Raw genomic sequence first — 19475 nt, 5'->3', positions numbered from 1 at the left:
TTAGGCGATCAGCCAGATGACGAAGAAGGCGATGATCGCGACCGCGACCGCGCCCCATTTCATCATCGCGATCACGCGATCGTAGGTGGAGACGTGCGCCTTCATCTGCGATGGTTGGGCAGCCATATGGTCCTCTCGAGACGTGGTCGTTTCGTGCCCGACCCTATGCACGCCCGCGCGCGCTGGCAACGGCCGATATGCGACGAACCGCATGTCCATGCTTGGGACGGTTTAAGCTCGGCTTTACTCCATTACGCTATTTACATGCCGGAAAGAACCTTCCGGGGACACACGAATGACGCGCAACGGGCAGCGCTTACTGATGCTGATCGACGAGGAGCCGGCACAGCGACGGCTGGTCGCGGCGTTGGCTGCGCGCGGGGGCTGGCGGACGCTCTTTGCGAACGATGGCGAGATTGCGCTGGCAACGCTCGGCACGCACGAAGGGATGCAGCTCGACGCGATCGTGCTCGATCACTGGTCGGACGATGCCGCGGCGGCCAAGCTGATCGCGGAGCTGCGCGCCAATCGCCCGGCGCTCCCCATCCTGATGCTGACCGCGAACGGATCGGTCGCGCATGCAGTGTCGGCGATGCGCGCAGGTGCCACCGACTTCCTGGTCAAACCGCTGGCGCCCGAGCGACTGTTGCAGGCGCTCGACGCCGCGGTGGCCGGAAGCGCAGCAGGCGAGCTGCGCCCTTTGACCGAGAAGATTCCAGCGATGCTCGGCTTCGACGAAATCGTCGGCTCCGCGCCCGAATTCCGCGCCGCGCTTGCCATCGCGGCGAAGGCGGCACGCGCGCGCGTCTGCGTGCTGATCGAGGGCGAGCCGGGGGTCGGCAAGGAAGTGGTGGCGGAGGCGATCCACAACGCCTCCCCGCGTGCCCGCACGCAGATGGTGACGATCGACTGCGGCGCGCTGCCTGCCAATCTGATCGAGAGCGAATTGTTTGGTCACGAGAAAGGCGCGTTCACCGGCGCGTTCGAGCGCAAGATCGGTCGCCTGGTGGAGGCGGACGGCGGTACGGTGTTCCTCGACCACGTCGACGCAATCCCGCTCGACGTACAGGCGAAACTGCTGCGGCTGCTGCAATTGGGTGAGGTCCATCCGATCGGTGCGCGCCACCCGCGCGACGTCGACGTGCGCGTGCTTGCGGCGAGCGACAAGAATTTGGCCGAGGAGGTCGAGGCCGAGCGGATGCGTGAGGACCTGTTCTACCGGCTGAACGCGGTGCAGGTGACGATCCCGCCGCTTCGCGCGCGGGCGGGCGACATCCCGGCGCTGTCACGCCATCTGCTCGCGCGGATCGCGGGTCAGCCGGGGTTGCGCGAACTGGGGATCACCGACGACGCGCTGGCGCTGCTGGTCGACTATCACTGGCCCGGCAACGTCCGGCAGTTGCAGGACGCGTTGTTCCGCGCCGCGGTGCTATGCGAGGGCGACGCGCTGACCCGCGCCGACTTCCCGCAGATCGCGCAACTGGGCGGCCGCCCAGCGCGCGGTAGCCCCGCGCCGATGGCGCAGTCGGGCGGGGTGACGTTGTTCCTGGCCGACGGCAATCTGCGCCCGCTGGAGCAGATCGAGGCCGACGTGATCCGGCTGGCGATCGGCCATTACCGCGGGCGCATGACCGAGGTCGCGCGGCGATTGGGGATCGGGCGATCAACCTTGTATCGCAAGTTGAGCGAGTTGGGGATCGACAGCGCGGCTTGAGGCGCCGCGCGCCGCTGCTAGGCTGGCAGCATGGCAACGCATATCCTCATCACCGGCGCTGCATCGGGCATTGGGCTCGCCTGCGCGCAGCATCTGGCGACGCATGGTACGCAGCGGCTGGTGCTGGTCGATCGCGATGCCGATGCGCTCGCGCGGATCGCGCTGCCCGTCAGCATCGACCGGCTGATCGGCGACGTGCGCGACGAGGCGATGTGGGACGACGCCGCCCCGCTGCTCGCCGGGATCGATGCCGCAGTGGTCAACGCGGGCGTCGCGGGTGCGGGCGCGATTGCCGACCTGTCGTTCGCCGAGTGGCAGCGGATCGTCTCGGTCAACCTGGACGGCGCATTCCTGAGCCTGCGCGCCGCGATGCGCGCGATGAAGGGCAGCGGCGGCGCGATCGTCGCGACGGGGTCGGCCGCCGGGATCAAGCCCGAAGCAGGTGTCGCGGCGTACGGCGCGTCGAAGGCGGCGTTGCTCCACCTGGTTAAGGTCGCCGCCAAGGAAGGTGCGCCCGAGCGTATTCGCGTCAACGCCGTCGCACCCGCCGGGGTCGAGACGCCGGTATGGGACGGGGTGCCGATGTTCGCCGAACGTGCCGCACAGATCGGGCGTGATGCGGCGTTCGCGGAACTGGCGGCGATGGCGACACCGCTCGGACGCTATGCCAGACCTGCGGAGATTGCGGCGCAGGTCACCTTCCTGCTGTCGGATGCCGCGGCGCTGATCACCGGAACGACTCTGGTGTGCGACGGCGGCTACACGCTGTAGCTTACCACAGCACGCCCTTTTCGGGCTGCAGCGGCTTGGGCGCCTCGTCACCGATCGATTGCAGCAGGTCGATCTCGATCGTGCGGCACATGCCCGTCAGCGGCACGTCGTGCACCGTGTTGGCGAACGGATCGACCAGATCCTCACCGATCGCGAGCACCGCCAGGAACATCAGGCTCGCCACCGTCGAGCCGAGCGGGGTCGCGTAGCCGAGCGTCTCGACCAGCCCGATCGGCAACAGGATCGCGAAAACGTGGGTGAACAGCGTCGGCAGGAAGCGATATTGGTTGGGCAGCGGCGTGTTCTTGATCCGCTCCATCCCGCCCTGCGCGTTCGAGATGTCGACCAGCACCGCCTCCATCTGCGTCTGCTGGATGGTGTCGATCCAGCCGTTACGACGCGCGATGTCGATGCGGCGGCCGGTGCCGTCGAGCAAACCGTTGGCGACATTCGTCCGCTCGAGCGAGGGATGCGCCTCGTCTTCCGACAGATATTTGAGCACGACCTCGTCGACGGGCTGCTTGCGCAACTGACAGCGCAGCGCGTTGACGTAGGCGATCTGGCGCAGGACGATCGTCCGCTTCATGTCGCGCGCTTCGGGGTCGGGCAGGAAATTGCGCGCGGCGCGTGCGATGCTGCGCGACGCGTTGATCATCGCGCCCCACAGCGTACGCGCGTCCCACCAGCGGTCATAAGCCGAATTGACACGGAAACCGAGGAACAGCGCCAGTACCGAGCCGAACAGCGTCAGCGGCAGCGACGGCGCGCGGAACGGGAACTGCATGTAGATGATGGTGACGATCACGTCCCAGATGAACAGGACGGTGAGCGGTTTCCAGACTTCGACGAAAATCTGTTTGGCGCGGGGTACGGAGGTGACGATCATGACGCGCCTGTAACCAGCATCGCGTCAAACGGATGCACGATTAGTGCAAGATGGATAGCTGAGAAACGTATTGAAACGGCCCGATCGGACGCGGTCAACGAACCCGCAACGATTGCGGTCGACCTCAACTGACGAGCGCGCGGTCGCGCAGGCCCCGCCAGACGCGCAGCGCCTGCACCGTCTCCGCCACGTCGTGGACGCGAAGCAGTTGCACCCCCGCCTCGGCCCCTTTGAGCGCGAGCGCGACCGACCCGCCGAGCCGCTCGGCCACCGGCGCCTCGTTGGAGAGCGCACCGATCAGGCGCTTGCGGCTGGCGCCGAGCATGACGGGACAGCCGAGCCCGTGGAACAGCGCGAGGTTGTTGAGCAGCGCGAGATTGTCGGACAGTGACTTGCCGAACCCGATCCCGGGATCGACTGCGATCCGCGCGCGGTCGACGCCCGCCGCGACCACTGCGTCGATGCGTGCTTCCAGCCAGTCGAAGACCTCGGTCACGACATCGGCGTAGCCGCTGCCGCCGTGCGGACCCGCGGCTGGATCGGGCGAGTGCATCAGAATGACGGGCGCGCCGCTGCGCGCGACGACGTCGACCGCACGCTTGTCCCACATGAGCGCGGCGACGTCGTTGATGACTGCGGCACCGACCGCGAGCGCGGCATCCATCACCGCAGCCTTGCGCGTGTCGACCGAGACGAGCACGCCCGCGCCCGCCAGCCGCTCGATCACCGGTGCGACACGGCGGGCCTCATCCTCTTCCCACACCAACGGCGCACCGGGGCGGGTCGACTCGCCGCCGACATCGATCAGCGCCGCGCCCGCCGCAGCCATCGCGACCCCAGCCGCTGCCGCGGCGGCAGGGTCGTCCATGTTCGCGCCACCGTCGGAGAAGCTGTCGGGGGTGACGTTCAGGATACCCGCGACCTGCGGCTGGTCGAAGCGGAGCGTGCGGGGGCCGAGCTGCCAGGCGAGGCGGGGCGCGGTGACGCGCGCGTGCAGCGTCGCGGCGCGCTCGCCCAGCGACGCGATCTCGTCGACCGGCACGGTGTGGCGGCGCCCGCGATCAAGCACCTCATAGCCCGCGAACCATTGCATCCCGCCCGCGAGCCGCGCGACCGCGACGTCGGCGTGCGCCGCGGGGGTGTCGACGAACTGGACCGGGCGCAGGTGCATCGCCGCTTCGCCTAGGGCTGCGTCGCGAGCAGATAGGTCTGGCGCACCGCGTCGATCGGCTGGAGCGTGCCCGCGACCTCGTGGTGCCAGAAGGTCCAGCCGTTGCACGCGGGCGCATTCTGCAACGCCGAGCCGAGCTTGTGGATCGATCCGCTGGCGCCGCACGCCGACAACAGGCTGCCATCGGCGCGAACGGTGGCGGCGAAGCGCCGCTTCGCGTCGACCAGGACGGTGCCGGGCGTAAGGAAGCCGTTCTCGACCAGCACGCCGAACGCGACCTTGGGCGCGCTGCGTGGGCTCTGCATCGTCGCGAGCGCGGATTCATCGAGCGGCAGCGCGGCGGCGATCCGCTCCATCGCGGCATCGACGTAGCCGAGCTCGCGCTCAATCCCGATCCAGCGCCGCCCGAGCCGCTTGGCCACCGCGCCCGTCGTACCGGTGCCGAAGAACGGGTCGAGCACCACGTCGCCCGGCTTCGTGCTGGCGAGCAGGATGCGGTAGAGCAATGCCTCGGGCTTCTGCGTCGGGTGAACCTTGATCCCGCCCTTCTTCAACCGCTCCTGCCCGCCGCAGATCGGAAATTCCCAGTCGGAGCGCATCTGCAGCTCGTCGTTCAGCGTTTTCATCGAGCGGTAATTGAAGGTGTATTTCGCCTTCTCCCCCTTCGACGCCCAGATCAACGTCTCGTGCGCGTTGGTGAAGCGGGTGCCGCGAAAATTGGGCATCGGATTGGCCTTGCGCCAGACGATGTCGTTGAGGATCCAATAGCCGAGATCCTGCACCGCCGCGCCGACGCGAAAGATATTGTGGTAGCTACCGATCACCCAGAGCGTGCCGTCGTCCTTGAGGATGCGGCGCGCCTCCGCCAGCCAGGCGCGGGTAAAGGCATCATAGGAGGCGAAGCTGTCGAACTTGTCCCACTCATCGGTGACCGCGTCGACGTGGGACCCGTCTGGCCGGTTGAGGTCGCCGCCGAGTTGCAGGTTATAGGGGGGATCGGCGAAGATCATGTCGACCGATTTCGCCGGCAGCGCGCGCATCGCCGCGACGCAATCGCCCATCACGATCTGGTCGAGCGGGAGGACCGACTCCTCGTCGCCAGCCGCGCGCTTGGCCCGCGCGACCTTTGTTAACACACCCATCACCCAGGCCCCCTTGAACGACCCCTATCGTGCGGGAAAGCAGGACTCCGTCAAGCGGACTTTATTGACGAACATGGTTGAGGGTTCGTCAACGCGGCGGAACGGAAGCGGACCGCGGCCAGATGTTGAGGTGACCGAGCGGGGGCGGACTCTAGCCGTTGTGGTGTGACTCGAAAGACTCAGCAGCCGGGCCAAGTGCGAACGGCAGCTCCGCCTGCGCCACGGGCGCGAAGCTGCGCCGGTGAATCGGCGCGGGTCCGTGCTCGCGCAAGGCCTTGAGGTGGGCGGCGCAGCCATAGCCCTTGTTCGAATGCCAGCCGTAATGCGGCCAGGTTTCGGCATGCGCGATCATGATGCGATCGCGGGTATGCTTGGCGATGATCGAGGCGGCGGCGATCGAGCTGCTGACCGCGTCACCCCCGACGATCGGGGTCGCGGCGTAGCTCCAGCGCGGCAAACGGTTGCCGTCGACCAGCACGTGACCGGGGGCGTGGCCGAGCAGGCCCGCGACCTGATCGACCGCGAGCGTCATTGCCTTCATCGTCGCCCAGTAGATGTTCAACCGGTCGATCTCGTCAGCCTCGACCACGCCGATGCCGACGATCGCGCAGGCCATCAGGCGGTCATGAAGCCGCGCGCGTTCCGTGGCGGGCAGTTTCTTTGAATCGTTGATGCCGCGCGGAATCCCCTTGGCAGGCAGCACAACCGCCGCGGCGACGACAGGTCCGGCGAGCGGCCCCCTGCCCGCCTCGTCAACACCCGCGACGGGGGGCAGGCAGAGCTTCTCGTGGCGCAGACCGGGCATCAGCGCGTCGCCAAATGGTCAAACGGCGCGAGGCCGAGTGCGTGTCCCATCGGGCCGTGGCCCCGCCCCAGCTCCGGCGGCGCGGCGAGCGCTGCCTGGACATAGCGGATCGCGCGCGCGGTCGCCTCGCGGAGCGGCAGACCGGCACCGAGGCCGGTCGCGACCGCGCTCGCCAATGTGCAGCCGGTGCCATGGGTGTGGACGGTGTCGACGCGCGGGTGGGCCCATCGTGCGACTTCGCCGCGGGCCGACACCAAGCGATCGACCACGGTATCGCCCGCGGCGTGTCCGCCCTTGACCAGCACATGGACACCCACCTTGGCCGCATAGGCGCGTGCTTCGTCCTCCACCGCGTCATCGGGCAAGTCGGGGCGACCGCACAGCACGCGGAACTCGGGCAGGTTGGGCGTGATCACGGTAGCGAGCGCGGCAAGGCGCCGCATCGCAGCGATCGTCGCCTCGTCGGCGAGCAGCGCCCCGCTGGTCGCGACCATGACGGGATCGAACACGATCCGGTCGCCGCATCGGCCAGAGGCGAGTTCGTCGGCGACCGCGTGCGCGATCGCCGAACTGCCAAGCATCCCGATCTTGACCGCGTCGACGCCGATGTCTCGGGCGACGCAAGCCATCTGCTCGACCACGAAGGCGGGCGGAACCGGGTGAATACCTTCGACACCCAAGGTGTTCTGCGCGGTGAGCGCGGTCACCGCGGTCATCGCATGGCCGCCGAGCATCGTCACCGTCTTGATATCGGCCTGGATGCCCGCGCCGCCGCCCGAGTCCGAGCCGGCGACGATCAGGATGCGCGGAACCGTCATGCGGGTGTCTTCGCGGCGGGCGTCAATGCGCGCGGGCGTGGCGGGTGGTGGAGGCAGGATGCTGCTTCAGCACCTTGCCCACGCGCGCGGGGCGGTCGAGCAGTTCGCCGCCGCAATCGGGGCACCGCTCGTCCAACGCATCGGCGCAATCGGCGCAGAAGGTGTTTTCCAGCGAGCAGATGAACGCGCCGCCCTCGTCGGCGGGCAGATCGACGCCGCAGCGTTCACAATCGGGGCGCATTTCGAGCATGACGGCGAGATAGCGACGCGCGCGAGCGGGGGGAAGTGGAACCAAGAAGCGTAGGCGCGCACGATGTCACAGGCGTCCGCCACACGTCCGCCACGCGCCTCCGACCTTGGCCGCGGATGGACTTGGCGCAGGCACGGGTTACAAGTCGCTGCGTTGTTCGCAGGCCCATTCACTCATGTCCACGCTCTCGCCACCCACGCTCACCATCGGCGAGCCCGCGCCGTGGTTCACCGCGCCGATGCTGGGGCAGGCGAGCGGCGCCGATTTCGACAAGGCCGGCGGGCGGCACGTGCTGCTGCTGCTGTTCGGCACCGCAGCGCATCCCGCCTGCGCGGCGGCGCTGGGCGTGTTGCAGGCGAATGCATTGCTGTTCGGCGACGCGCGCCTCGCGGTCCTGGGCGTCACGATCGACCCGCGCGACGCGGCGAACCCGCAGGTGCTCGCACTACAGCGCGCCGGCATGCACGTCTTCGTCGATGCCGACCAGCGCGTCAGCCGGGCCTACGGCGTCGTCGCGGATGGCACGAACGGCGTGACGATCCAGCCCTATTGGCTGCTGCTCGACCCGTCGCTGCGCATCACCGCACTGTTTCCGCTCAGCGCCGCTGCCGAGGCGATCGCGGCGTTGCGGCAGCAGCGCGACGCCGAACCGGTCGCGTCGGACGCACCCGCGCTGGTCCTGCCCAACATCGTCGATCCAGCTTACGCTGCCGAGCTGATCGCGCGCCACACTCGCGACGGCGGGCGCGAATCGGGCGTGATGCGGCAGGTCGGCGACCGGACGGTCGAGGTGCAGAACCATGCGGTGAAGCGCCGGCGTGATTACCTGATCGAGGATCCGCACCTGCAACATTACCTCCGCCAGGCAGTAATGCGGCGGCTGGTACCGATGATAGAGCGCTGTTTCCAATTTCGCCCGACCGAGATCGAGCGCTATCTCGTGTCGTGCTACGACAGCGGCGACGGTGCACATTTCGCGCCGCATCGCGACAACACCACCCCCGCCACCGCGCATCGCCGCTTCGCGGTCACGATCAACCTGAACGACGATTACGACGGCGGCGACCTGCGCTTCCCCGAATTCGGCGCGCGCACCTACCGGGCACCCCGATGCGGCGCGATCGTCTTCTCCTGCTCGCTGCTGCACGAGGTCACGCGGATGACCGCGGGGCGGCGCTATGCGACGCTGCCGTTCCTGTACGGCGGCGTGGGGGCATAAGGATGCGCGATGCGGTCGCCGACGCCGCCGGCGCCGGCGCCGGCGCCGGGCGCATCAGGCGGGCCGCACATCCGGTCGATCCGGCCGCACGGAGCCACCGGGGTCGATCGTTCACGCCGCGCGGCGGACCGCGTTGCAGATCGCGTCGACGATCTGTTCGATCTGGGCACGGTCGTCGCCTTCGGCCATGACGCGGATCACGGGTTCGGTGCCCGACGGGCGGATGACGAGGCGGCCGGTGCCCGCGAGTTCGGCCTCGGCGCGCGCGATCTCGGCCTTGACCGCCTCCTGCTCGAGCGGCTTGCCGCCGGCGAAGCGCACGTTCTTGAGCAATTGCGGCACCGGCTCGAAGCGGTGAAGCACCCGGCTGGCGGGCTGACCGGCGCGCTTGACCTCGGCGAGGACTTGCAAGGCGGCAACGAGGCCGTCGCCGGTGGTCGCGTAATCGGACAGGATGATGTGCCCTGATTGCTCGCCGCCGACATTGTAGCCGCTGCCGCGCATGCGTTCGAGCACGTGGCGGTCACCGACCTTGGTGCGCACCAGGCCGAGCCCTTGAGCGGCGAGGTGACGTTCGAGCCCGAGGTTGGACATGACGGTCGCGACCAGGCCGTCGCCCTTCAACCGTCCGGTGCGCGCCCAGCCTTCGGCGATCGTCGCCATCAACTGGTCGCCATCAACCACGCGGCCGCGTTCGTCGACCACGATCAGCCGGTCGGCATCGCCGTCGAGCGCGATGCCGATGTCGGCGCGGGTTTCCAGCACCTTGGCCGACAGCGCGCCGGGGTGGGTCGAGCCGATCTTGTCGTTGATGTTGAGACCGTTGGGCTGGACGCCGATTGAGATCACCTCCGCGCCCAATTCCCACAACGCCTCGGGCGCGACATTATAGGCCGCACCGTTGGCGCAATCGACAACGACGCGTAGACCGTCGAGCCGCAGGTCGGCGGGAAACGTCGTCTTGGCGAAGTGAATGTAACGGCCGCGTGCGTCGTCGATCCGCTTCGCGCGGCCGATTTCGGCGGGGGGTGCGAGCGTCACCTCGTTGGCGTCGATCAGCGCCTCGATCGCTTCCTCGTCCTCGTCCGACAATTTGTACCCGTCGGGGCCGAACAGCTTGATGCCGTTGTCACCGAACGGATTGTGGCTGGCAGAGATCATTACCCCCATGTCGGCGCGCATCGAGGCGGTGAGCATCGCGACCGCCGGGGTCGGGATCGGCCCGACGAGCGTCACGTCCATACCCACACTGGTGAAGCCTGCCTGCAACGCGCTTTCGAGCATATAGCCTGACAGGCGCGTGTCCTTGCCGATCACGACGCGGTGACGGTGCTGCCCGCGCAGGAAGTGGCGACCGGCCGCCATGCCGACGCGCATCGCCATCTCCGCGGTCATCGCGCCCGCATTGGTAAGCCCACGTATGCCGTCGGTGCCGAAATACTTTCTTGCCATCACGCCTTCCATCCGCTTCGCGCTAACGGGCTACATAACGGTTGGCGGTGAAAAGGGCGATAATGTCGCAGGCGACCAGAATCCTACTCTCGCTCGTCGTCGGACTGTCGGCCGGCATCGCGCTCGCCGCCTTTGCGCCCGGCTGGGTGCCGGGCGTCGCGGGCGTGGCGGAGCCGATCGGGTCGGCGTGGCTCCACGGGTTGCAGATGACGATCGTGCCGCTGGTCGTGTCGCTGCTGGTGACGGGCGTCGCCGCCACCGCTGAGGCCGCCAAGGCCGGGCGGCTCGCCGCGCGCGCGATCGCGCTTTACGTCGGCTTGCTGTTCTGCTCGGCCGCCGCCGCCGCGGTGCTGACGCCGCTGTTTCTTCAATCGGTGCCGCTGCCCGCCGCGTCGGCCGCGGCCTTGCGCGGCGCGCTGACGGGGGCGCAGGCGATCCCCGAGGTGCCGCCGCTCGGCGAGTTTCTGGCGGGTGTGGTGCCGTCGAACGTCGTCAAGGCAGCCGGCGACAATGCGTTTCTATCGCTGATCATCTTCACGCTCGTCTTCGCGTTTGCGCTCGGGCGGATCGAGCCCGAGCTGCGCATCCTGCTGACGAAATTTTTCACCGCGTTGCGCGACACGATGCTGGTGGTGATCGACTGGGTGCTGTGGATCGCGCCGGTGGGCGTGTTCGCGCTGGCGCTGGTGGTCGGTGCGCGCGCAGGTACCGGCGCATTCGGCGCGCTGGTGCATTACATCCTGACCGTGGTGGCAGTGGGCGTGGTCGTATCGCTGTTCGCCTACCCGCTCGTGCTGATCGGCGCACGACTGCCGCTCGGCCGGTTCGTGCGCGCGGCGCTGCCCGCACAAGTGGTCGCGATCAGCACGCAATCCTCGCTCGCCTCGCTGCCCGCGATGCTGGAGGGCACGCGCGCCGCCGGCGTGCCGGTTCGCGTCGGCGGGGTGACGCTGCCGCTCGCGGTCGCGGTGTTTCGCGCCACCGGTCCGGCGATGAACCTGGCCGTCGCCATCTATGTCGCGCGCTGGTTCGGCGTCGAGCTGACGTTCGGGACGATCGCGACCGCGACTGTCGTCGCGACGCTGACCTCATTGGGATCGGTCAGCCTGCCCGGCACGGTCAGCTACGTCAGCGCGATCGCGCCGGTGGCAGCGACGCTCGGCGCACCGGTCGCGCCGCTCGGGCTGCTGGTGGCGGTGGAGACGATCCCCGACATCATCCGCACTGTCGGCAATGTGACAATGGACATTGCGACCACCGCACTGCTCGGGCGCGGCGCCGAGCCAACGGTGGAGGACGACACGCTGGTGGAGCTGCCCGCCTAGCCGTGCGCGGCCGCGCTCGCCGCGCGGATGAACGACCAGACCTCTGGCGCGAAGGGAGGGGTCTGGTCCGATTGCCACGACGCCATGTCGTCGTACATGGCCGACACGCCCGCCGTCATCGCGGGCGTCGCCACCGCGGTGAAGGGCGCGAGCAGCGCCTGCCACTCGGCGAGCAACGCCTGCGCGTCCGGCGACGCGGGATCGAGCGGCAGCGCGGCGGCGATCCGCGCCGACAGGTCGCTCCACGCGGCAGCATAAGCATTCTGGTCGAACGTCGACGGCAGCGCGCGTGCAGCGTCGGCGAAGTCCGCCTCGCCTTGTGCCGACAGATAACGGTTCGAGATCGCGGTCCAATCCTGTTGCATGGTGTCTCCTTCGTTGATCAGCGTGCAGAGCGTGGACAGGTCGAGCGGCTCACCCAGCACAAGGCGGCGCTCAAGCTCGCTGAGCAGCGCGCGCGTCTGCGCCAGCGCGGCGGCACGCGCCTCCACCTCGGCGAGTTGCGCGGCGACCAGCGCGGCGAGATCGATGCTGCGCGCGCCCAGTACCTCGCCGATGCGTGCGAGCGGCAGTCCGGCGCGCTTGAGCGCGACCACCGCGTGCAGCCGCGCGAGTTCGCCCGCGCCATAGTGGCGGCGACCGGCGGCGGTGCGCAACGGGCGCACCAGCCCGCGTGTCTCGTAGAAGCGCAGCGCGCGGGTCGTCAGCCCGGTGCGGCGCGCGACCTCTGAGATGTCGAACGTGTCCATGCGGGTGACCTTAGGCGTTGACGCTGCGTCAACCGCAAGCGGCATTGACTCAGGCTCGTCACTTCTTATTAACAGCATTGTCAGTAAGGAGTCGACCTATGGCTACCCTTCCCCCCTTTCCCGGCACCGACGGCAAGCGCGACTGGCGCACTGCGATCGACGCGATCAAGAAGCTGATGAACAACGGCGACGACACGCAGCAGGTGTTCCGCATTATGCGCGCGTTGAACGTCGGCAACGCGCCCGAGAATTATGCGAAGCTGATCGCGACCGAGAAAGGCGGGCGGATCGCGCAGGATCACGTCGAATTGGCCGAGCGCTTCACCGATCCGGCCTTCGTCGCGAGCTTCGCGCCCGGCACCGTTGGTGCTGCATACCGGCATTTTCTGGAGAGCACGGGATATTCCGCCGACGGGCTGGTCGCGGTGAGCAAGCTCGCGCCCGACGAGGACGACATGGTCCACCCTTATGCCTGGATGGGGCGGCGCATCCGCGACACGCACGACATCTGGCACGTGCTGACGGGCTATCAGGCGGACGAAAGCCTGGGCGAAGCGGCGCTGGTCGCCTTCAGCTACGCGCAGGTCGGCGGGCTCGGCTGGGCGTTCATCGCTGCGGCGGCGTCGCTCAAGAGCCTGAACGTCACCAAGGGGACGCTGTTCGCCAAGGCAGTGATCGAGGGTTATCGCCACGGCCGCGCCGCCAAATGGATCTCGGGCGAGGATTACCTCGAACTGCTGCACGAGCCGATCGACGAGGCGCGGCGGCGATTGAACATCAAGGAGCCGGTCGCCTACCGCCGCGCGCAGCGTGAACTCGGGCCGGCGATGGCCTCGTACCTGAGCGCGCAGAAGGAGCGCGCGGGCGCAATCGAGCCGGAGCGGCTGGCGGCGTAGCGCGAGGGGGCTCGGCCGGCGAGCCGTTCGACCGGCATCCATCCTTTACGTCAACCCGGACTTGATCCGGGGTCACGCTGTTTCATCTGGCGGGCCAGAGAAGCGGGATCCCGGATCAAGTCCGGGATGACGGTGGGGATGGGATGAACCACGCCCGCGCGCTCGGGCGTTTGATGGTGTCGTGGCACGGCAAAGCGCGCTACGGGCCGTGCGATGCTGTCGCGGCTGGTGCTCACCGATTTTCGCAACCATGCGGCCATGGCACTCGCGCCGGACGACGGCTTCGTGGTGCTGACCGGGCATAACGGCGCGGGCAAGACCAACGTGCTGGAAGCGGTGTCGCTGCTGGCACCCGGACGCGGTCTGCGCCGCGCCAACCTGTCGCAAATGGCGCGCAGCAACGGGCCGGGCGGGTTCGGGGTCGCCGCCACACTCGGCGACGGCGTCGAGGTCGCGACCGGCACGCTGGCGAGCGCGCCCGAGCGGCGGGTGGTGCGCGTCAGCGGCGCGAACGCGAGCGCGGGCGCGCTCGCGGAACGCTTGTCGGTGCTGTGGCTGACCCCGGCGATGGACCGGCTGTTCGTCGAGCCCGCGAGCGAGCGACGACGCTTCCTCGACCGGCTGACGCTGGCGCTGTTGCCGGGACACGCCGCCGAGACGCAGCGCTACGAGCGCGCGATGCGTGATCGCAACCGGTTGCTGGCGGAGGATGGCGCCGAGCCGGCGTGGCTCGACGCGCTGGAGGCGCAGATGGTGCGACACGGGATCACGCTCGACGCCGCGCGGCGGACCACGGTTGTGGCGCTGGAGCAGCGATTGAGTGACGGTGCAGCGTTCGATCTCCCGCGTGCGTCGATCGCGTTGGAAGGATGGCACGACGACGCGGACGCGTTCGCCGCCGCGCTGCGTCTTGGCCGCGGGCGCGACGCGGCGGCGGGGCGCACGCTGATCGGGCCGCACCGTGTCGACCTTGCCGTCACCCACGTCGACAAGGCGGCGCCGGCCGCGCTCGCATCGACCGGCGAGCAGAAGGCGCTGCTGCTCGGCATGGTGCTCGCGCACGCCGAACTGGTCGCCGAGCGCCGGGGGACGCCGCCCGTGCTGCTGCTCGACGAAGTCGCGGCGCACCTCGATCCGGCACGACGTGCGGCGCTGTTCCAGCGGCTGGCCGGGCGCAGTCAGGTGTGGATGACAGGGACCGAGCGCGCGCTGTTCGACGCGGCCGACGCTGCGATGCACATCGAATTGTGAGCGACACTTTAGCGCGTTGTCTTTCGCCACCGAGGCTAAGTGCACACCGATCAGCCTCAGCGCGATCCGGGTCGACGGAACGGTCGCGACGGCGGCCGGTTAGGCGTTGACGACAGTGGCGGTGCGACTAGCGTCGCGGTGATGAGCGAGGACAGGCGAGCATGAGTGACGCGGACGCTCGCCGATCGGGTGCGACGACGCCGATAACGGACAAACGTCATCGATACTGAGACCACTCCGATCGATCATGTGCAGCGCGGGTCCGAATGGCGGCGCGGATGGCGCGTCGTCGTCGCCGCGCTGCTGGGTGCGGGGTTTGGGCCGGGGCTGTACCAGAACCTGTCGAGCCTGTTCACGCCGGGGCTTGAGCGCGAGTTCGGCTGGTCGCGGGGCGAGATTTCCACCGCGGCCGGGCTCGCGCTGATCGGTGCATTGATCGCGCCCTTCGTCGGCCGTGTCGCCGATCGCATCGGCGTGCGCCCGGTCATCATCGCGTCGTCGGCGGTGCTGGTGGTCGCGTATCTGCTGCTCGCGAGCGTCGGCGGCGCGATCTGGCATTATCAGGCGTGCGTCCTCCTGCTGGTGCTGGCGGTGCCGGGCACGAGCAGCCTGGTCTATGGCAAGATGATCGCGCTGCGCTTCGAGCAGCATCGCGGCACCGCGCTTGCGATCGCGACCTCTGGCCTGGCGGTGATGACGATCGTCGCCGCGCCCGCGCTCGGGCAGGTGATCGACATGTGGGGCTGGCGACGCGGGTTCGTCGCCCTGGCGGTCGCGAGCGCGTTGGCGCTGCCGCTGATCCTGCTCGTGATCCGCCCCAGCTCGGTGCTCGCCAAGCCGACGATCGTCGACGGCGGTCAGCCGCCGCTGCCGGGCGAGGGACTGGTGGTCGAGGGATTGTCCGCGGCCGAGGCGCGGCGCGACCCACGTTTCTGGTGCGTCGTCGGCGGCGCGATGCTGGTCAATCTGGCAACCACCGGGCTCGTCACGCAGATCGTGCCGCTGGGGCTGGAGATGGGACTGAACAGCGCAGAGGCCGCGGTGTTGTTGACCGGTTTCGGTGCCAGCGCGATCGCCGGGCGGTTGCTGATCGGTGCGCTGATCGACCGGTTCCGCCCGCAGCCGGCCGCTGCCGTCTTCGCGCTCGTCTCCGCGCTCGCCTTTGCCGCGCTCGCCTGGGGATCGTCGAACCTCGCGGTTGCGTTCGTGCTGGTGTTCCTGGCGGGGTTGATGAACGGCGCGGAGAACGACCTGCTGCCGTTCCTCGCGGCGCGGCTGTTCGGCCTGCGCGCGTTCGGCGAAATATACGGCAGCGCGATTCCGCTGACGCTGATCGGCACCGCAATCGGCATCATCGGGTTCGGCCGGTTGCATGATCTCACCGGCAATTACGATGCCGCACTGATCGCGGGCGCGGTCGCGCTGCTGGGTGCGGGCGGGTGCTTCCTGTCGCTGCGCGATCACGCGCTGCCGTCCGCCGCACCCGTGACCGATCGCCTGAACGACGCCTGACGATTCCGGCCAACCCAGGTTAAACCGAATGGCGCGATACGCGTTCGCGAGCCCGGGGGTTTATTCAGGAGTTGAACGCGTGAAACATCTGTCGCTTCTCGTCGCCGCATCCGCGACGCTCGCCACCACCCTCACGATCGCGCCCGCATCGGCGCAGGGCCGCTGGGATTACCGCCCCGGCGATTACCGTCTGGTCGGGGCCGGCGTCGGGCTGCTGGTGCCCGAACTGCGCCGCTCCCCGCGCGGCCAAGCGTTCGTCATGCGCAACTTCGACGTCAACCGCGACGGCCGCGTCCAGCCGCGCGAGGCAGAAGCCGCGAACGAAGCGTTCCTGCGCCTCGCCGGACCGAACCGCGCGCGCTACGCCTGGCCCGCCGCCGACCGTGTGACCGTGATCGAGGAAACGCGCGTGGTGCCGGGCGGCCCGGGCCGATGGGATCGCCGCGCGATGCACGATTACGGCTTTCGCCAGACCCCGCGCGGCGCGACGCTGACGCTGCAGGAGGATGTGCTGTTCGCGACCGACAGCGACCGGCTGCGTCCCGGTGCGATCGAGAAACTGCGCCCGCTGGCCGGCTATCTGCGCGACAATCCGGGCGTGCGCGTCGCGATCGACGGCTTCACGGATTCGCGCGGCACCGATGCGCATAATCAGGATCTGTCAGAGCGGCGTGCGGCGAGCGTCCGCGCAGCCTTCGACCAAATGGGCGTAACCCGCGCGCGCTTCTCGGTCGTCGGGCACGGCGAGCGCGATCCGGTCGCCAGCAACGCGACGGCGGCGGGCATGCGCCAGAACCGCCGCGTTGAGGTGACGCTGCTGGGGCGCCGCGCGAGCGAGTTCGCGTGCTACTGATCGACACGGCGCTCCCGCCCCGCGTCAGGGGTGGGAGCGGCTTGGTTGCCGGCCGCGCCAACGCGCCATTTCGCTTCCGTTTCGGGCGCGAAATCCCTACATGCTTGATATGGCAAGCGATCCGCAGAACAGCAATTCCAACGAATATGGCGCCTCCTCGATCAAGGTGCTCAAGGGCCTCGATGCGGTGCGCAAGCGTCCGGGCATGTACATCGGCGATACCGACGACGGATCGGGCCTGCACCACATGGTGTTCGAGGTCAGCGACAATGCGATCGACGAGGCGCTGGCGGGGCATTGCGACCGGATCGACATTCAGCTGAACGCCGATGGATCGGTCAGCGTGACTGACAACGGTCGCGGCATCCCGACCGGCATCCACCCGGAAGAAGGCGTGTCGGCGGCCGAGGTCATCATGACCCAGCTCCACGCCGGCGGTAAGTTCGAGAACACCAGCGACACCAACGCGTACAAGGTGTCGGGTGGCCTCCACGGCGTCGGCGTGTCGGTGGTGAACGCGTTGTCCGAGTTCCTCGACCTGACGATCTGGCGCGAGGGCCAGGAGCATTACATGCGCTTCGCACACGGCGACGCGGTGGCGCCCTTGAAGGTCGTCGGCCCGGCCGCCGAGGGGCAGAAGGGCACGCGCGTCACCTTCCTCCCCTCGCCCTCCACGTTCAAGATCACCGAGTTCGATTTCGAGAAGCTGGAGCACCGCTACCGCGAGCTCGCCTTTCTCAACTCGGGCGTGCGATTGTTCCTGACCGACGCGCGGCACGAGGAGCCGAAGTCGGTAGAGCTGTTCTACGAGGGCGGGATCGCCGCGTTCGTGAAGTACCTCGACCGCAACAAGACGCCGCTGATGCCCGAGCCGATCGCGATCAACGGCAACCGCGACGATGTCGGCATCGACGTCGCGCTGGAGTGGAACGATTCCTATTACGAGAACGTGCTGGCGTTCACCAACAACATCCCGCAGCGCGACGGCGGCACGCATATTGCGGCGTTCCGCGCCGCGCTGACCCGCACGCTCAACAGCTACGCCGACAAGACGGGGCTGTTGAAGAAGGAGAAGGTCACGCTGACCGGCGACGACATGCGCGAAGGGCTGACCGCGATCGTCTCGGTCAAACTGCCCGACCCGAAATTCTCGTCGCAGACCAAGGACAAGCTCGTCTCGTCGGAAGTGCGCCAGCCGCTCGAAAGCCTGATGGCGGACAAATTGGCCGAGTGGCTGGAGGAGAACCCGGCGCACGGCCGCGCGATCATTGGCAAGGTGATCGACGCCGCTGCCGCGCGCGAAGCGGCGAAGAAGGCGCGCGAGCTGACGCGGCGCAAGGGTGTGATGGACATCGCCAGCCTTCCCGGCAAGCTCGCCGACTGCCAGGAGCGCGATCCCGCCAAGTCCGAGCTGTTCCTGGTCGAGGGCGACTCGGCGGGCGGATCGGCCAAACAGGGCCGCGACCGGCATTTCCAGGCGATCCTGCCGCTTCGGGGCAAGATCCTGAACGTCGAGCGCGCGCGCTTCGACCGGATGCTCGCCAGCCGTGAGATCGGCACGCTGATCCAGGCGATGGGCACGGGCATCGGGCGCGACGACTTCAATCTCGCCAAGCTGCGCTACCACAAGATCGTCATCATGACCGACGCAGACGTCGACGGCGCGCACATCCGTACGCTGCTGCTGACGTTCTTCTACCGCCAGATGCCCGAGATCATCGAGGCCGGGCACCTCTACATCGCGCAACCGCCGCTCTACAAAGCGACCAAGGCGAGGAGCGAAGTGTATCTGAAGGACGATGCCGCGCTCGACGATTATCTGGTCGAGGCGGGCGTCGGCGCGACGATGCTGGAGACCGCGGGCGGCACGCGCTTCGACGCCGACCTGCGGTTGCTGGTCGACCATGCGCGGCGGATGCGGACGCTGATGCGCTACGTGCCGCGCCGCTACGATCCCGCGATCATCGAGACGCTGGCATTGGGTGGCGCGCTCGACCCCGAGGCGTCGCGCGAGGCGCGTGTGGCGGCTGTCGCGGAGGTGACGCGCCGGCTCGATCAGGGCGACACCGAGGCGACGTGGAGCGCGCAGGTGACCGAGGAAGGCGGCATCCACTTCCAGCGGCTATGGCGCGGGGTGACCGACCACCATATCGTCGAGGCGGCGTTCATGGTGTCGGCCGAGGCGCGCAAGCTCCACACGCTGGCGGCGGAACAGGCCGACGCCTACGCGCAGGCAGCCAAGCTGGTGCGCTCGAAGGCGGCGGCCGCCGACGTGGTCGAGACGCCGGTCGACGCCGAGCCGACTGACGAAAACGGCGAGGAAACGGTGACCGTCGGCAAGGGCGAGACGCTGGTCGCGCGGCCGTCGCAGTTGCTCGACGCGATCCTGCTCGCCGGGCGGCGCGGGCTATCGATCCAGCGCTACAAGGGGCTGGGCGAGATGAACGCCGAGCAGCTCTGGGAAACCACGCTCGACCCGTCGAACCGCTCGATGCTGCGCGTCGAGATCGCGGCGGCGGACGCGGCGGACGACATCTTCACGCGCCTGATGGGCGACGTGGTGGAGCCGCGGCGCGAGTTCATCCAGGACAATGCGCTTTCGGTGGCGAACCTCGACGTTTGACAGGGGCGCTGGTTTAGCTCCCAGGGGCGCCTCCTTTG

At 68.6% G+C, this 19475-nt stretch carries 18 protein-coding genes; 9 read left to right on the top strand and 9 right to left on the bottom strand.

Annotation, left to right across the window (positions count from 1 at the left end; genetic code table 11):
• Complete coding sequence (locus Q0579_RS17540) at window positions 1–126, bottom strand: aa3-type cytochrome c oxidase subunit IV (RefSeq protein WP_298814970.1); 126 nt, start codon at window positions 124–126, stop codon at window positions 1–3.
• A 169-nt stretch (window positions 127–295) separates the two neighbouring features.
• Here Q0579_RS17540 and Q0579_RS17535 point away from each other — a divergent pair, with 169 nt between their 5' ends.
• Together Q0579_RS17535 and Q0579_RS17530 are read left to right on the top strand one after the other, a co-directional pair.
• Window positions 296–1714 carry a sigma-54 dependent transcriptional regulator gene (locus Q0579_RS17535; RefSeq protein WP_298814968.1) on the top strand — a complete coding sequence of 473 codons (1419 nt, stop codon included), beginning with the start codon at window positions 296–298 and terminating at the stop codon, window positions 1712–1714.
• A gap of 30 nt (window positions 1715–1744) precedes the next feature.
• A complete protein-coding gene (locus tag Q0579_RS17530) occupies window positions 1745–2485 on the top strand; it encodes an SDR family oxidoreductase (RefSeq protein ID WP_298814966.1) in 741 nt (246 codons plus the stop codon).
• A gap of 1 nt (window position 2486) precedes the next feature.
• On the opposite strand, the gene Q0579_RS17525 is transcribed toward Q0579_RS17530, so the two are convergent.
• From Q0579_RS17525 to Q0579_RS17500, 6 genes are all read right to left on the bottom strand, one after another.
• Window positions 2487–3371, bottom strand: coding sequence for a bestrophin family ion channel (locus Q0579_RS17525; RefSeq protein WP_298814964.1), 885 nt, complete (start codon window positions 3369–3371; stop codon window positions 2487–2489).
• Window positions 3372–3495: 124 nt separating this feature from the next.
• On the bottom strand, window positions 3496–4542 hold the full coding sequence (gene folP, locus Q0579_RS17520; RefSeq protein ID WP_298814962.1) for a dihydropteroate synthase: 1047 nt from the start codon (window positions 4540–4542) through the stop codon (window positions 3496–3498).
• Between the two features lie 11 nt (window positions 4543–4553).
• Entirely contained in the window at window positions 4554–5684 is a 1131-nt protein-coding gene (locus Q0579_RS17515; protein WP_298814951.1) for a site-specific DNA-methyltransferase, read from the bottom strand.
• A 151-nt stretch (window positions 5685–5835) separates the two neighbouring features.
• Entirely contained in the window at window positions 5836–6489 is a 654-nt protein-coding gene (locus Q0579_RS17510) for a ribonuclease HII (RefSeq protein WP_298814948.1), read from the bottom strand.
• Window positions 6489–7307 carry a bifunctional hydroxymethylpyrimidine kinase/phosphomethylpyrimidine kinase gene (thiD, locus tag Q0579_RS17505; protein ID WP_298814945.1) on the bottom strand — a complete coding sequence of 273 codons (819 nt, stop codon included), beginning with the start codon at window positions 7305–7307 and terminating at the stop codon, window positions 6489–6491. The genes Q0579_RS17510 and thiD overlap by 1 nt, the downstream gene beginning before the upstream one ends.
• A 22-nt stretch (window positions 7308–7329) precedes the next feature.
• Window positions 7330–7557: a DUF1272 domain-containing protein gene (locus Q0579_RS17500; RefSeq protein ID WP_298815053.1), complete on the bottom strand. Its 228-nt coding sequence runs from the start codon at window positions 7555–7557 to the stop codon at window positions 7330–7332.
• Between the two features lie 175 nt (window positions 7558–7732).
• Here Q0579_RS17500 and Q0579_RS17495 point away from each other — a divergent pair, with 175 nt between their 5' ends.
• A complete protein-coding gene (locus Q0579_RS17495) occupies window positions 7733–8776 on the top strand; it encodes a 2OG-Fe(II) oxygenase (RefSeq protein ID WP_298814943.1) in 1044 nt (347 codons plus the stop codon).
• A gap of 111 nt (window positions 8777–8887) precedes the next feature.
• Here the strand turns inward: Q0579_RS17495 and glmM are convergent, their stop codons facing one another.
• Window positions 8888–10228 carry a phosphoglucosamine mutase gene (glmM, locus tag Q0579_RS17490; RefSeq protein ID WP_298814941.1) on the bottom strand — a complete coding sequence of 447 codons (1341 nt, stop codon included), beginning with the start codon at window positions 10226–10228 and terminating at the stop codon, window positions 8888–8890.
• Window positions 10229–10290: 62 nt separating this feature from the next.
• Here glmM and Q0579_RS17485 point away from each other — a divergent pair, with 62 nt between their 5' ends.
• On the top strand, window positions 10291–11553 hold the full coding sequence (locus Q0579_RS17485; protein WP_298814938.1) for a cation:dicarboxylase symporter family transporter: 1263 nt from the start codon (window positions 10291–10293) through the stop codon (window positions 11551–11553).
• Here the strand turns inward: Q0579_RS17485 and Q0579_RS17480 are convergent.
• Window positions 11550–12302: a MerR family transcriptional regulator gene (locus Q0579_RS17480; RefSeq protein WP_298814935.1), complete on the bottom strand. Its 753-nt coding sequence runs from the start codon at window positions 12300–12302 to the stop codon at window positions 11550–11552. The genes Q0579_RS17485 and Q0579_RS17480 overlap by 4 nt on opposite strands.
• 98 nt (window positions 12303–12400) lie before the next feature.
• On the opposite strand from Q0579_RS17480, the gene Q0579_RS17475 reads away from it, so the two are divergent.
• The 5 genes from Q0579_RS17475 to gyrB all read left to right on the top strand — a co-directional run bounded on the left by Q0579_RS17475 (window position 12401) and on the right by gyrB (window position 19437).
• Window positions 12401–13198 (top strand): Coq4 family protein, encoded by a 798-nt coding sequence (locus Q0579_RS17475; protein WP_298814932.1) that lies wholly within the window; start codon window positions 12401–12403, stop codon window positions 13196–13198.
• Window positions 13199–13411: 213 nt separating this feature from the next.
• Window positions 13412–14449 carry a DNA replication/repair protein RecF gene (gene recF, locus Q0579_RS17470; protein ID WP_298814929.1) on the top strand — a complete coding sequence of 346 codons (1038 nt, stop codon included), beginning with the start codon at window positions 13412–13414 and terminating at the stop codon, window positions 14447–14449.
• A 249-nt stretch (window positions 14450–14698) separates the two neighbouring features.
• Complete coding sequence (locus Q0579_RS17465) at window positions 14699–15961, top strand: MFS transporter (protein WP_298814926.1); 1263 nt, start codon at window positions 14699–14701, stop codon at window positions 15959–15961.
• Between the two features lie 79 nt (window positions 15962–16040).
• Window positions 16041–16814 carry an OmpA family protein gene (locus Q0579_RS17460; RefSeq protein WP_298814924.1) on the top strand — a complete coding sequence of 258 codons (774 nt, stop codon included), beginning with the start codon at window positions 16041–16043 and terminating at the stop codon, window positions 16812–16814.
• Between the two features lie 109 nt (window positions 16815–16923).
• On the top strand, window positions 16924–19437 hold the full coding sequence (gyrB, locus tag Q0579_RS17455; protein WP_298815051.1) for a DNA topoisomerase (ATP-hydrolyzing) subunit B: 2514 nt from the start codon (window positions 16924–16926) through the stop codon (window positions 19435–19437).
• Window positions 19438–19475 lie beyond the last annotated feature (38 nt).

This window comes from uncultured Sphingomonas sp., assembly GCF_936927845.1.
Classification (GTDB): Bacteria; Pseudomonadota; Alphaproteobacteria; order Sphingomonadales; family Sphingomonadaceae; genus Sphingomonas.
The sequence above is the reverse complement of the archived record's forward strand: the minus strand, read 5'-3'. Positions and strand labels throughout refer to the sequence as shown.

Coding starts and splice junctions, on each gene's coding strand:
- Q0579_RS17540 (WP_298814970.1), bottom strand. CDS start 126: ATGGCTGCCCAACCATCGCAGATGAAGGCGCACGTCTCCACCTACGAT.
- thiD (WP_298814945.1), bottom strand. CDS start 7,307: ATGACGGTTCCGCGCATCCTGATCGTCGCCGGCTCGGACTCGGGCGGC.
- Q0579_RS17475 (WP_298814932.1), top strand. CDS start 12,401: ATGGCTACCCTTCCCCCCTTTCCCGGCACCGACGGCAAGCGCGACTGG.
- glmM (WP_298814941.1), bottom strand. CDS start 10,228: ATGGCAAGAAAGTATTTCGGCACCGACGGCATACGTGGGCTTACCAAT.
- gyrB (WP_298815051.1), top strand. CDS start 16,924: ATGGCAAGCGATCCGCAGAACAGCAATTCCAACGAATATGGCGCCTCC.
- Q0579_RS17530 (WP_298814966.1), top strand. CDS start 1,745: ATGGCAACGCATATCCTCATCACCGGCGCTGCATCGGGCATTGGGCTC.
- recF (WP_298814929.1), top strand. CDS start 13,412: ATGCTGTCGCGGCTGGTGCTCACCGATTTTCGCAACCATGCGGCCATG.
- Q0579_RS17480 (WP_298814935.1), bottom strand. CDS start 12,302: ATGGACACGTTCGACATCTCAGAGGTCGCGCGCCGCACCGGGCTGACG.
- Q0579_RS17510 (WP_298814948.1), bottom strand. CDS start 6,489: ATGCCCGGTCTGCGCCACGAGAAGCTCTGCCTGCCCCCCGTCGCGGGT.
- Q0579_RS17500 (WP_298815053.1), bottom strand. CDS start 7,557: ATGCTCGAAATGCGCCCCGATTGTGAACGCTGCGGCGTCGATCTGCCC.
- Q0579_RS17515 (WP_298814951.1), bottom strand. CDS start 5,684: ATGGGTGTGTTAACAAAGGTCGCGCGGGCCAAGCGCGCGGCTGGCGAC.
- Q0579_RS17495 (WP_298814943.1), top strand. CDS start 7,733: ATGTCCACGCTCTCGCCACCCACGCTCACCATCGGCGAGCCCGCGCCG.
- folP (WP_298814962.1), bottom strand. CDS start 4,542: ATGCACCTGCGCCCGGTCCAGTTCGTCGACACCCCCGCGGCGCACGCC.
- Q0579_RS17535 (WP_298814968.1), top strand. CDS start 296: ATGACGCGCAACGGGCAGCGCTTACTGATGCTGATCGACGAGGAGCCG.
- Q0579_RS17485 (WP_298814938.1), top strand. CDS start 10,291: ATGTCGCAGGCGACCAGAATCCTACTCTCGCTCGTCGTCGGACTGTCG.
- Q0579_RS17525 (WP_298814964.1), bottom strand. CDS start 3,371: ATGATCGTCACCTCCGTACCCCGCGCCAAACAGATTTTCGTCGAAGTC.